This is a genomic window from Wolbachia endosymbiont (group A) of Colletes cunicularius, from assembly GCF_964264715.1.
Taxonomy (GTDB): Bacteria; Pseudomonadota; Alphaproteobacteria; order Rickettsiales; family Anaplasmataceae; genus Wolbachia.
The window spans coordinates 138495-152249 of the sequence record NZ_OZ183471.1 but is presented as its reverse complement, the minus strand read 5'-3'; the positions used below and the strand labels follow the sequence as shown (position 1 = coordinate 152249).

Genomic DNA, 13755 nt, shown 5'->3' with positions numbered 1-13755 from the left:
TTAAAGGAGAATAGAAGAGGCAAGAAAACAGGGTAAACTCAGCAGTGATAAAAAAATAGATGAGGTTACCCATGGAAGATATAACAAAACTGTTTTGTTTGGTCGATGATTTTTGCAGAGATATAGAGAAAAATTTTGCAGATAAACTACTGCCAAATGGTAAAAACCCCACAAGAACAACGGAAATTGAGCACTCCGAAATCATGACAATAATCCTGCTATATCAACAATCTCCGTGTAAAACTTTCTATCTACATTACCTAACGTTGCTCTACAAATCAGAGTTTCCAAAGTTACCTTCATATACCAGGTTTGTTGCTCTAAAGCCTAGGGTTTTGTGGCATTTAGCAATGTTGTTGCATTGGCTTTGTGGACAGTCAGAAAACACTGGAATTTCATATATAGACACAACTCCCATTGCAGTTTGTCATGCAAAAAGAATATCCAAAAACAAAGTTTTTGCTGGAATTGCAAAATTAAGCAAGAGCACTTACGGCTGGTTTTTTGGTTTCAAATTACATATGGTAATCAATGAAAATGTTGAAATTCATGCACTTACGCTAACAAAAGGCAATGTTGATGATAGGATACCTGTGCCAAATCTGACGGAAAAATTAATCGGTCTTTTGTTTGGTGACAAAGGTTATATTGCAAAAGAGCTTTTTCAGAAGCTGTTTGACCGAGGTTTGAAACTTGTTACCAAGGTGAAAAAAGGTATGAAAAATACATTGATTTCGTTAAATGAGAAGATTTTACTGAGAAAAAGGTCTATCATTGAGACTGTTTTTGGTTACCTAAAAAATAGACTAGAAATTGAACACACTCGCCATAGATCCCCTGTTAATTTTTTGGTTCATATCTTTTCTACTCTCATTTCCTATTCCATCAAATCCACAAAGCCTTCTATTTCCTATACTTTCTTCCTTCCTTAATCCAGAATTCGCGTTAAAAGTTGCCATCTGAGTAACAACACAACCTTCCTTAATAAAAATTCAACCAATTCTCGTGATAATTATATTAGCTAAGGCTAAAAGGCAGAGGGTTATTAGTGAGGGGTATATGAACACTAACAATATACAACAAAAACACATTTATAATGAGCGCGTTCAAGAATTTTTTCCTTTATTTGATGAAATAAAAAAGGAAGACGACCTAATTTATAATGTTAGAGTTGATTTTAACACAGTAAAGTTTTTAACAGAACACGCCGACTGGAATTGGGACGAAGATGAAAACAAAAATAAAGCATGTGGAGTTATTCTTCAGAAATGCAACAAGACAGCTAGACAAGAGCTTGAAGATAAAGCTAAAGAAGAGTTGAATAAATATATTACTAATGCTAATAACATTAATGATGATGTTAAAGATAAAAAAGTTTCAATATACGGTAATCATGCCAGTATTACACTGGAGGATAACAAGAAAGAGTTCAAAATCAGCGAATTTTTAAACAGTGATTTTTGTCAGAAGAATGGAATCTCGGGATTTTCAACGTTGCATAGTGATGGAAAGAGCGGAATGCATGGTTTTGTTGCCGAGGAAGGAGGGAAAAAAATAAGACATTATGTTGTAACCGATGGTTCATATGAAATGACGCTAAATTGGTATGTGAATGGGGGAAAGTGTACTATCAAAATCAATATTGATAAAGATGGTGTAGACCTTATTGAACCTAACGGTGTTACGGAGCAATTAAAGAAGCAATTAGAAGTAAACAAAGACGTAAAAATAGGTGGTTTATTCTTGCATGAAATAAAATTCAGGGAAAAAGGAAAAGTGAATGAGGTGCAACATGACGGAAAAGACAATCAAGTCCTTAACAAATCATCTGAAATCGCAATAAAAAGTAACAGTAGAGATATTGAGCAAGAGGTCAAAAAACCTGTTCAAAAACACCAAGCTACTCATATGAATCGAGAAATTGGGTCTCAGACCCCTCCGCTGCCACCACTTAGAACTAGTTCACTTCCACCTAAAGAAAATGTTGTCAATGAGCAAGGGAGGAATGCCTCTGCCAAGCCTGTGAGCCAAGATGGTGGGCAAAGAGATAAACAGAATAATCCAACACCTAATAATCAGCAAAAAGGTGCAACTTCTGATCCTTCGAACAGTTCTACTTTCACCAAGTCTGTAAGCCACAATCAAGATAATAGGCAAAAAGATGAACGGCATGACAATCCTACATTTGGACATGCTGTACCTGGAAGCCAAAAACCAGATAGAAGTGAGCAAACACCTAATAATCAGCAACAACCTAAAACCCAGCAACAAGAAGGAAATAGCAAAGGCGATCTATTACAAGACATCAGAAATTTCAAGAGAAACAGCTTACGGCGCACTGGTGTCGTTGATGGTAGCGGAGCATCAATGGAAGGAGGCAGGAAAAATGAATCAACGTCTTCTATATTAGAAACATTAAAGGACAAAGTTCCTTACTTGCCTTATTCAAATATACATGAACATGACAGTGATAACCGTGGTGCTAGTGATGCTGAGTGGGAAGAAAGTAAACAGTCACTTTCTGTTCCAAAACCCAATAGCAAAAGTGACTCGGGCTATTCACCTCAAATTCATGCTCAACCTCAAGTAGATCCTGAGCAGCCAAAGAGGAGCTTAGAGAACATTGAACAAAGTGACCAAACTCCACCTGAAAATCTTCTTAAAGAAATCAGAGATAGATCACAGCAAGATAATAGAGGATTAAGGCAAGTTGATCCTACTGATAAACTGTCACAAGATAAAGAAGATGGGTTGCAAAAAGACGATTTAGCAGATGTAAAAACAGTAGAAGGTCCAACTGTTAGTGTCTCTGCTTCAACACCAAATAGTATAAGTGATTCAGGCTATATATCTCCAACTAATGGTGATAGTAAATCTCAAACAGATTTAAAACAGGTAGGAAGGAAATTAGAAGAACATATTAATCTAACTCCATTTGAAGAACTTAAAAATACATTAGGTCAAGAAAATCTCGGGTTAAAACCGGCTGATCAGAGTCAGATTAGCGAAGAAACTAAAAAACGCTTGAGAGAAGTCGGGTTGCTAAAAGACAGCTCAACAGACATAAAAACAAACGATTCAGGCTATTCATCTCCAACTCATGCTAATCATGAACAATCTCGAGTAAATTCTGGACAGTTAAAAGCGAGCCTAATGAATGTTGAACAAAGAGATGACACTCTACTTACGGAATTTACCAGTAAGTTGGATAAAGAAACTCAGAAGTTCCCACTAAAACCGGTGGATCAGAAAGAAATGAGCGAACAAACCAAAGAACATTTATTAGCAGCCGGATTGTTAAAAGACAGTTCAACAGACATAAAAACAGTGGCAGAACAAGAAAACAATGACACTAATTCAATTGTAGATAAAAATAGTAATCTATATAAATTACTAGAGAAAGATGAAGCACAACTGAAAATTGGAGTAATAGAAGAAGAAAGAAAAGATACTTTAACGGAACACACTGATAGTTATGATCGCAATAGAATTGCATTAGGTAACAGAAATAAAAGGCCACTGGATTGGGCTAAACGTATTGCTGAGTCACAAGAAAAAGGTACTAATAAAAGTATTTTAATGTAAATTGAGGTTAGGGAATGTTCAAAAAAGCATACGCGTCAAGTTAAGAAAATAAAGGTATGAAGAAGATAGGATAAGAAGATATAAGTTCTCTCGGATATATTTTAGTGAGAGAACTAATGATGAATAAAATAACTTGCTTATCAAATTACCTAAACAAATTTTTCAATGAAAGAGCAAATGAAGTATCAATTGAAACAGGATTTATAAAAAGGAAGAGAAAATTGAGTGGTTCATCATTCATAAAAGCTATAATTTTGGGTAATATAGGAGTTGCAAACTGCAGCATAGATACAATGTGCCAATTATTAAACGAAGCATCTGTAATAATAACAAAACAGAGTCTAGATTTGAGGTTTACTGAAGAGGCAGTGGAATTTATGAAAAGGATGTATAATGAATCTATGGCTTTATTTAAAAATACCCTGCAAATTGATTGTAGAATCTTGCAGCAATTTAAAAGCGTTAAGTTATTGGATAGTAGCTATATTAGCCTGCCTAACAGTATGGAGAATATGTATAAAGGATATGGTACCAGCTACAGCGGCTATGAAAGTAATACCAAGTCCGGGATAAAGTTGCAATTAGTTTTCGACTACTTAAATCAGACATTTGATCAATTAAATATAACGGAGGGAATAAGGTCAGATCAAGGGTATAGGAAACATTTGAGTAATATATCAAGTAACGATTTGCTAATATCTGATCTTGGTTATTTTGTGCCAAGTTCTTTTAAACAGATTAAGGAAATAGGAGCTTATTTTATTAGTCGTTATAAATCTGATACCAATATATATGATATAGAAACAAATCAAAAAATGGAGTTACTGGAATGTTTAGAGGGTAAGCTATTTTTAGAAACTGAGGTATTATTGGGAAAAGAAGCAAAGATTAGAGTAAGAATTATATGTCAAAAGCTAACTGAAGAACAGTCTATAGCCAGGAGAAGGAAGGCTAATAGATTAGCAAAATCACATGGATATACATCTTCCAAAAGGAATCAAAAGTTATTGAATTGGTCAATATTTATAACTAATGTTCCAAAAAGTAAAATTAGTGCTGAACAAGTATTAACAATTTACCGAGTAAGATGGCAAATTGAATTATTATTTAAATTATATAAGAGCCATATAGGACTTGATAAACTAAAAGGAAAACCATATAGGGTATTATGTGAATTATATGCTAAATTGTGTGCAATTCTTATATTTCATGGAATAGTTGGTTGTACAGAACTAAAAAAGGGCACAGAACTTAGTTTAACAAAGGCATTTATTGAGCTTAAAAGGCGAGTTAGAGAGCTATTCTTAACATTAAATTGTGTAGTCAGGGGAATGTTCAAAAAAGTGTGTCAAACCGAAAAAAAAGTAATAAATTGATATAAAAAAATGGAGGTTTGACAATGAGTCAGAAAGTAGTAAACAGAACTAACGGATTGGTAGATTATAAAGAGTTGGAAACAAATATCCTGTCGTCTATACGAGAAGGAAGACCGTTGACAGGAAGGGAGGGAGCATTAACACCATTTATAAAAAAGCTGCTGGAGGCAAGTTTGGAAGGTGAAATAGAAAACCACTTATTAGCTGAAAGTGAAGAGAATAATCGAAGAAATGGGAGAAATGGAAAGACTTTACGGACAAGTGCCGGTTCATTTGAACTTTTGACGCCAAGGGATAGAGAAGGAAGTTTTGAGCCGCAAATAGTCAAAAAAAGGCAAACAAGCTTACATCCAGAGCTTGAAACGAAGATTTTGAGCACATTTGCCAGTGGTATGAGCTATAGAGATATAGCGTCACACGTTGAGGAAATTTATGATCACAAAATATCGGCGGCAGAGATATAAAGTATTACCGACAAATTACTGCCTATAATCAATGAATGGCGTAGTCGTCCACTGCAATCAGTATACCCGATAGTATTTATGGATGGGATGTTCTTTAAGGTCAAAGAGAATGGACATTGCGTAAGTAAATGTATGTACAATATATTGGGCATAGACCAAAATGGCAGAAAAGAAGTCCTGGGCTTTTATTTGGCTGAAAGTGAAGGAGCTAACTTTTGGTTGGGAGTGCTAAATGACCTCAAAGAAAGAGGAGTAGAAGATATTCTGATTGCATGTGTAGATGGGCTAAAAAGCTTTCCTGCAGCTATAAATAGTGCGTTTCCTAAAGCAGAAGTACAGCTATGTATAGTGCATCAGATAAGAAATTCACTAAAATATGTATCCAGCAAAGATGTGAAAGTTTTCATGAATGATTTGAAAAAAATATATCGTGCTACAAGTAAAGAAATTGCTGAAAATTACTTACTTGAGCTGGAAGAAAAATGGGGAGAAAAGTATCCTTTAGTTATAAAATCGTGGCAGAACAATTGGGAAAATTTATCTGGTTATTTCAAGTATTCTAGCCCAGTTAGAAGGCTAATTTACACCACAAATCCAATTGAGGGGCTGCACAGACAGATCAGAAAATTCACTAAAACCAAGGGCTCATTTACCAGCACAAATGCCTTGTATAAACAGGTATATTGTGCTATAAAGAAGGTAGAGCAAAAATGGACTATGGCTCTGCCTAATTGGGCTTTAACTATGTCTCAACTTGATATTTTCTTTCCAGATAGATTGAAAATTGAGTTGAACTAAAAATGCGGTTTGACACACTTTTTTGAACATTCCCGTAGTCAGTAAAGTACAAATTTTCCTCAAAAAACTCATCTCAACCTGGTCAAAATTCTCCTTAAAAGACAAATATAGAAAAACAAGAATATCAACTTTGAGTGCACTAAATTTGCTCATTTTTCCTTAACTTGACGCGTATGGTTTATTTAACACTCCCGGTTAAAATAATTACTTAGCAAACAATAGGTTTCATGTAATGGTAACCCTATAACGGAAGAGTAGGAGCCGCGTAAGAACAATACGAACATCCCAGCTAGGCCTTGTATATTGCATCCCCCTGCCCTATTTTTCCACTCTTCTGATGCTAAATAATACTTAATTTCTTGTTCACTGAGACGTTTAAATTTCACTATCGTAACCACAGTTCTAATATGTTGTTTAGATTGATCGGGAGTTAATAGACACACACTGGTATATACTCTATGCCTTCTTCCTGATAACAAGCGGATGCATTTTTCTGCTTGCTCAACGTTTTCAGCTTTAAGCAATATCCTTCTACCACAAGCAACAACTGTATCAACACCAAGCACAAAGTAATTTGGATTTGAACTTTGTATTTTCTCAGCTTTACTTTTTGCCATACGGATTGAGTAACCCTTCGGAAGTTCCTTTTTCAAAGGAGTTTCGTCTATATCTGCTGGCAAAATCAAGCCTGGTTTAATATTTATTTGTTTTAGTAAAGCTACACGTCTTTCTGATGATGAAGCAAGAATAAGATTATTTAGAGATCGTTCTGTCACTTGTACCTTTAAACCTTCTAATGATCCGACCTTTTTTCGCATTCCTATCATAAATGCTCATCTCAACTAACACCCTATCCCCGATAATGATGCGTATTTTACTTCTTCTCACTTTCCCTGATACATGACAGATAATCTCATGTTCATTGTCCAGTTTCACTCTAAATTCTGCTGCAGGTAGTAAAGCAGTTACTGCCCCTTCCACTTCAAAAATTGTTTTCGATTTCTCGTCTTTTATCATATGTTATATTATAATTTAATAATCTTTTTCAGTCTACTATAGATTTTAAATTATTATCAACACAAAAGACCTTTTGCACCCCACTTAAGTTGCAACTTAACTCCAACCATCTTCACAATAATGCTTTCGAACCTGCATTTTTCACTTTCTCCAACCTAACCGAGCTTTATGGCAACCAATTCCTAACAGAGAGGAGGCGAGCTACCTACGTTTCCACCCTTTGCCACCTTCTCAATAGAAATATCAGAACCTATGCTGGAAGGTAAATTATTACCATAATTTTCCCCATCGCTATTATATCCTTTATCAAAGCTTGAAGATCTGGATAATCTTCTCTCCTCTTCTGGTGGAACGCTTGAAGATCTGAGTAACTTTCTCTGTTGTAGTGGAGCATTATGAGGCTCACTAGAAATGTCTCCTGTTAGAGTATAAAATTGATCGTTGAGGCCCTTTTGTTTGTCAGCAGACGTTTCTGCACTCAACATTTCTACTTGATTACGCAAATCTTCTATTTCTTTTTTACTGTCTTGTAATTCTTTCTTCAGACCTTCAATATCCAAAACTTTATCTGCAATGATGTCGCTCAATGCATCATGGTTCTCTTCCAATTCCTTAATCTTATCTTCATGCTCTCTATCCGTGGATTCCAATATTGATGCTACATACTCTTTAAACTCATCATGCATGTTTTCTAACTTTGCTATCTCTTGTTCATAAGATTCCAGTTGTGCTTTATACTCTAGCATTTGACGTTTTAAATTGCTTATAAACTGCTCCTTTTCCTTCATTATGTGTGCTGCTTGGCCTATCTCTTTTTCAAATTCTTTTAATTTATCTTCTAATTCCTTCTTTTCTGTATTAACACCTTTCAGCTTGTCCTCTAGCTTTCTTTTTTCTTCATACACACTTTTAAGTTCTTTCTCATTCCTCTCCAGGTTTTCTTTAAGCTGCGTTAACTCCTTGCACATTGCATCTCTTTCTGCCTTGAATCCTCGTTCCTTTTTTTCAAGTTTATCTTGTAAATCACTAGTCTGTTTTTTTAATGTTTCAATTCTTTGCCCAGCTTCTGCAAGTTTCTGATTCACTTCTTTTTTTTCTGCTTCAGCACTTTTTAACTTATTGATTAATTCTTGGGTTACCTTTTCCGAGCATGATAATTTTTTTTGCAGATCTAATACTTGTTCTGAAAGCTGTTCTTGGTTTCCATCCATCTTCTTATTCAAGTGTTCTAAATGGTCAAACTTGTCCTCTAAATCAGACTTTCCTTCCTGCACATGATATAGTTCTTCTTGCGATTTCTTTAATTCACTTTTTAACTCCTCCTTTTTTGCATTAGCAACTCCCAGCTCTTGCCTTAGCTTTCCTTTTTCTTCATATACACTTTTAAGTTCTTGTGCTTTCCCTTGTAGCTCTGCTAACGCGCTTGCTAACTCTTCATCTTTTTGTGCCAGTTCAGTTTGCAATTTTGTGTTTTTTTGCTCTTCTTTTCCAAACCTGTTTTGTAAATCAGTTATTTGTTGTGAATTAATTTCTGTCTGAGTTGCAATCTGTTGTAATTTAACTTCTGTTTGAATTAATACATTGCTATTAATAGAAGGAGAAGAAGGAAGGCTATTGTCACCATCAACTTTAGGGTCTAATTTCCCCTCTGGTTCCTTATCTTGATAGGCCGCTATAGACTCATTTTGAAAATTATTATTAGCAGTAGATATAACATCAGCAGCCTTACCCTTTTCTAGTGATTTCATTACAGCATCATGTAAGGAGAGACCTTGAATATATAATTCATCGTTTTGCTTTATTAATTCTAGGATCTCCTCCAATGACACAAAATCTTCACCATCAAATTTTAGTACTTCAGTTATGCCATCACTACTCACATTCATAATCATGGTGCAAATTGAAACATTACCGGACTCATCCTTTACAGGCCAAGTGCTTGTCATTTCATAATATGCGCCTTCTTTAAATTCATAATATCTTTTCTTATCTTTTTGATGAGCGTGTATTTCATGTTTTTTATTGCAATAGATATTCAGTTCTTTAATATCTTTCTCTTGCTGTAAAATGTCACTAATCCTTGTTGGCTCACTTCTATTGTAATTAATAAGGTTAACATTCAAAACTCTATGAGCGTTATCAGTTTCTGTGTAATAAGCTTGAAGCTCTACGTCTTTCCTCTCAAAATATTTACTTGCAGCTTTTTTTCCCTGCTCTGCCAACTTTATGCATTTATTTATATCTTCCTTAAAGCTCTTATTAGCAGACTCTGTTACTGCTTTATCTATGTACGTTTGTTTAAAATCTCTATCGTTTATTAGGTCATAAAAACTCCACTCATCCCTATAAGCCTTTTGTATAGCAGTGAAGTCACTTTCTTTTTTCAAAAGTACTAAGAAGCCTACCTTGTCTTCTAGATCTTTTAGTTTAAAACCTGTTATTATCTTCTCTAATTGAGAATCAAATTCTTTATTGGCAAAATTTTCAGCAAGATTATTTAAATTTCTTAATTCTTTGCATAATTTATCATTTTCTGCAATTGAGCTGCAGAACTTTATTGTAGCAGAGTCCTTAGTGGAAGGATTTTCTTTTTCCACTTCATTGATACGGTTCTTGAGAGATATAAAAGGTAGTGTAAACCGTGATGAATAACATAATTTTTCTTTTTCTTCTCCATACAACACCAGTAGGCGATGTATTGCATACCAGGTACATGATGCTGCCCTTATAACTGATTCAACATCATAATTCTCTGACTGATCACTTGTTTTTCCTGCCTCTGCTGTTTTGTCTCCCTTAGTCAAACCTCCAATCATAACACACCTCCTTTAACTATATTTACATTATACCAATTAACATATATTCAAAAAAACCAAACTGTATAACCACGGGAGAGTAGGCCAGTGGAACTTCCCCACCAGCCGCTCGCAGAACCTTACTATTACCCACAAGTATAGAATGAATGAGCAAGTCTCCATCCTTCTGCTAAATCAAAGAGACGTTTCCATCCCTTCCACAAAGCTATAGGGCCTGGTTCTAAGTCATTTTTGCGAGCTAAAAACCCTCCTAACTTGGCCACCCACCTCACAATTTCTCTTATAGGTGGTGGAGTCTCAGGATAGTTTTTTGTCTTAAGCATTTTGGTATATAAAACCTTCCATTCGTCATCAGTCAGTATGACAGTGCAAGAAAGATTCGGATTTGTTCTAGCTACCAATGTGATAAAAAATATTCTCCATGCAATTATACTCATAATTGTAAGAAAGCGGATCAATCTATCTGCTGTTTGGAGCCTACATTCTTCAACTTTAAGACCGGATTTCAAAATTTTATGAAAAACCTCTATTCTCCATCTTAAGCAATACCATTGTATTTTTTCTACTGCTTCTTCAAAATTATTAATATTTATATTTGTTAACAAAATCCAGTTCATGGGCTCTTCGCCAAATGGGGGATATTTTTCTATAACATAGACAGCATTTAAATTTAAATTAGGAAGTTTTTGCGTTTTACGTCTAGCGTTGTTTTTTGATGCATTCATCACAAAGTTACTAAACTTTACTTCTAAAACTGTTGTTCTTTGAGGTTTGTTATCGCAAGCAGGAATACTCACTTGTATTTCTCCTTGGCAAGACATGCGATTCATCAAATCCCACAATCTTTCACCACCTTTTTCAGAATAAGTCGACTTCTTGTTTACTGTTCTGTTTTGATTTCCTCTTACTACAAAAAGAGATTGATTAGTGGAAGCAACTTCAAATAAATCATAAATATCTGCTTCTCTATCACAAACGGTAACTACCTTAACATCCTTTAATCCAGGATGTTTAGTAGAGTCTTTAAGTGATGCTATCCACCGTATGCTTTCTTTCTCTTCTATGGGAAGAGCAGTATTATGGCTTCTTCTTTTCAACTCCTTTAGGTCTTCAGCTAAGGGAGGTCTAGTACTAATTTTTTGATCCAATAATCCTATAGGTAGTCCTTCTGTTGTAACTGCAAACGTTGTATGCATCACTAATCCATGGGTTTTAAAATTAGTTGTTTTAGATGTTAATCTTGCTGCTATAATCCCTAATCCTTCGGTCTTTTTATGATTTTTATATGAAATATAACTCGTGTCCTGGATAGCTAAGATAGTTGAGTATTCTTTAGCTCTTTCAATATTTTTAATTATATGACTGTCTAATATCTTTCTTTCAGAAATGGCATCTTTTTGGAAAAATCTATAAGCTGCTTTACTTTGATGCCAATCTTCACAAGCTTGATTTATTGAACACTCAGGCGATTCAGCAAAACTATTAACTATTTTTAGAAGCCTTTTACTTAATCTTATATCACCAAAATTAACAATTCCAAATTCACTTTCTGCCCATTCGCCAGTTGAGGTATTTATAGTTCTTTTCATCATATATTCCATTTTTAGACCATAGATCTATTTATAATAGAAAGTTGAATTAGTAAGATAGCAGCTTTTTCTCCTTTTAGATTTATGGGTAATAGTAAGTCGCAGAACTGTGCATGAACCTCTCGATTTATACAGCTCCCATTATTCGGTACTTTGACTCCTATACTAACCTCCAGTGGTAGAAAGTATTCGGATTCCCTTCTCTCATTTTTCCTAGAAGTTGCCTTGCTAGTCTTTTTCCCAGTTTCCGATATTTCTTTCTTACCCACTTTTCTAGATGCCGCTCTATATTGTTAAGAAGTTTGTACATCTCCGTTCGGTAAAACCTGCCGTAATACTGACACCAGCCTCTGACTATTGGATTTACTTTCTTTGATATCTCCTCTAACTTCTTTCCTGTAAGTCGGTGTATTTTCCACGACCTTATGGTTGTAGTAATCTTCTTCTTGGCTTTATTGCTAATCGCAGGTATAAATGAGACAAAATAAGTTTCTATTTTGTTGTTTTTCGCTAACCTAGGTCTAAAAGTGTAGCCTAGGAAGTCAAAACTTTGTATTGGAAACTCACCTCTCCTGTTATCGTCCTTACAGTACACTATTTGCGTCTTTTCAGGATGTATTTTTAGCTTACATTTTGCCAGTCTTTCTTCGATTGCTACTCGCATAAAATCTGCCTGTTCCTTGGTTTTACAGTGTACTATCACATCGTCAACATACCTTTCAAATGGTACTGTTGGGTAGTTCTTTCTCGTCCATATATCAAAGACATGATGCATAAATATATTAGAGATGATTGGACTAACTGAACCTCCTTGCGGAACTCCCTTATCTCTAACTACCTTACTGCCATCTGCTTGCTGAATAGGGGCTTTCATCCACCTTTCAACGTACAGTGTGACCCATTTGCAGTCTGTATGTTTCTTGATAGCTTGTAATGCCAAGCCGTGGTCCAAATTGTCGAAAAACCCAGATATGTCAAGATCTATCGACCAATCGAACCTCCAGCATCTCTTGCGCGCTGTTTCTATCGCTCCCAATGCAGATTTATTTGGTCTATAACCATACGAATCTTTATGGAATTCTGGCTCCACCAACGGTTCAAGATACATTGTAGCAGCTGTTTGCGCTATCCAATCGGACACTGAAGGTACACATAAAATTCTTTGTCCCCATCCCGTACCTTTCGGTATTGCTACAGCTTTTACTGGCTCTGGAAAATAACTTCCTGATGACATTCGATTCCAAAGTTTGTACAGATTATCTTTTAGATTTTCCTCAAACTTTGTTATCGAAATCTCATCTACACCAGCGGCATCCTTATTTTTCGATACTTGTTTATAAGCTCTCCAAATAAGCTGCTTCGGTATATCAAAAGACTTTGTTTTATTCATTTACTCCTCCCTTTCGGTTGACAAATAATTAAAACTGAATAACTCAGCTCCTTTGCTCCATTTCCATTACAGAAACTTCTTCACTACTACGCGCCCCTGTTTTCCGCATTGGTACTCTCACCCTTGGTGTTTAGCTCCTTGGATTTCTCCCTTATCATCGTAACGACAGGTTCCCGTAGTTCTACACAATAGCCAAAAATAGATTCGCGCCACCTCTATGCCGGACACTACCTATCCAGTAAACAAGCTCCCGATAGATTTATCCTAAGTGTGTAGAAAGCACTTAGTTTTAATGTCGTTCATGGAAATTTCGACACTTCTTCAGTGGTTCATTTTCATTCGCCTTCCTATTTCATACATGACGCATAATTGCGCCTTTTCCATAACGCTCACTACCTTGACTCTTGACCAAAGCAGCTTATGGTAGTTTGAAGCCTGCTCTTGTAAACCGGCTCCGAGGGGCCCTCCCTCATCTATTGCGTAGCTTTTGCACTAGCTTGTTCTATACAAACATCCTTTGCATCTCTACGGCACACTTCTACACTAACTTTTATTATTAACTTAATTGTGTTGAAAATAACTGCAAGTGTTAAACTTAAGCTTTTGTCTTTCATTATGCACTACTCACTATAAGTTTACAATAATATCTTATATAATAGACTTGGTATTTGGAATTATGCAAGTATTTTTTTTATTGGATAAGAGTTAATAAGGTACAAA

Annotated in this window: 8 protein-coding genes and 2 pseudogenes; 4 read left to right on the top strand and 6 right to left on the bottom strand. The window is 35.4% G+C overall.

Going from position 1 to position 13755, the window contains the following annotated elements:
• Positions 1 to 71: 71 nt before the first annotated feature.
• The 4 genes and pseudogenes from ACFELZ_RS00845 (at position 72) to ACFELZ_RS00830 (ending at position 6223) form a co-directional block, all read left to right on the top strand.
• Positions 72 to 932 carry an IS982 family transposase gene (locus ACFELZ_RS00845; RefSeq protein ID WP_375315786.1) on the top strand — a complete coding sequence of 287 codons (861 nt, stop codon included), beginning with the start codon at positions 72 to 74 and terminating at the stop codon, positions 930 to 932.
• A gap of 127 nt (positions 933 to 1059) precedes the next feature.
• A complete protein-coding gene (locus ACFELZ_RS00840) occupies positions 1060 to 3585 on the top strand; it encodes a hypothetical protein (protein ID WP_375316732.1) in 2526 nt (841 codons plus the stop codon).
• A gap of 119 nt (positions 3586 to 3704) precedes the next feature.
• Positions 3705 to 4919, top strand: a pseudogene (locus ACFELZ_RS00835) (IS4 family transposase); the annotation flags it as partial.
• Positions 4920 to 4984: 65 nt separating this feature from the next.
• Positions 4985 to 6223, top strand: a pseudogene (locus tag ACFELZ_RS00830) (IS256 family transposase).
• A 182-nt stretch (positions 6224 to 6405) separates the two neighbouring features.
• On the opposite strand, the gene ACFELZ_RS00825 reads toward ACFELZ_RS00830, so the two are convergent.
• The 6 genes from ACFELZ_RS00825 to ACFELZ_RS00800 form a co-directional block, all read right to left on the bottom strand.
• On the bottom strand, positions 6406 to 6999 hold the full coding sequence (locus ACFELZ_RS00825; RefSeq protein WP_375316289.1) for a Maf family nucleotide pyrophosphatase: 594 nt from the start codon (positions 6997 to 6999) through the stop codon (positions 6406 to 6408).
• Positions 6977 to 7240, bottom strand: a complete 264-nt coding sequence (gene infA / locus ACFELZ_RS00820; protein ID WP_375316288.1) for a translation initiation factor IF-1 — start codon at positions 7238 to 7240, stop codon at positions 6977 to 6979. Before infA ends, ACFELZ_RS00825 begins: the two co-directional genes overlap by 23 nt.
• 182 nt (positions 7241 to 7422) lie before the next feature.
• The gene (locus ACFELZ_RS00815) at positions 7423 to 10056 is read right to left on the bottom strand and encodes a hypothetical protein (protein ID WP_375316287.1); all 2634 of its coding nucleotides are present in this window, start codon (positions 10054 to 10056) and stop codon (positions 7423 to 7425) included.
• A gap of 125 nt (positions 10057 to 10181) precedes the next feature.
• On the bottom strand, positions 10182 to 11648 hold the full coding sequence (locus ACFELZ_RS00810) for an IS4 family transposase (RefSeq protein ID WP_375316680.1): 1467 nt from the start codon (positions 11646 to 11648) through the stop codon (positions 10182 to 10184).
• Positions 11649 to 11805: 157 nt separating this feature from the next.
• Positions 11806 to 13035 (bottom strand): group II intron reverse transcriptase/maturase, encoded by a 1230-nt coding sequence (ltrA, locus tag ACFELZ_RS00805; protein WP_375316177.1) that lies wholly within the window; start codon positions 13033 to 13035, stop codon positions 11806 to 11808.
• Between the two features lie 473 nt (positions 13036 to 13508).
• Complete coding sequence (locus tag ACFELZ_RS00800; protein WP_375316286.1) at positions 13509 to 13649, bottom strand: hypothetical protein; 141 nt, start codon at positions 13647 to 13649, stop codon at positions 13509 to 13511.
• Between the last annotated feature and the right edge of the window lie 106 nt (positions 13650 to 13755).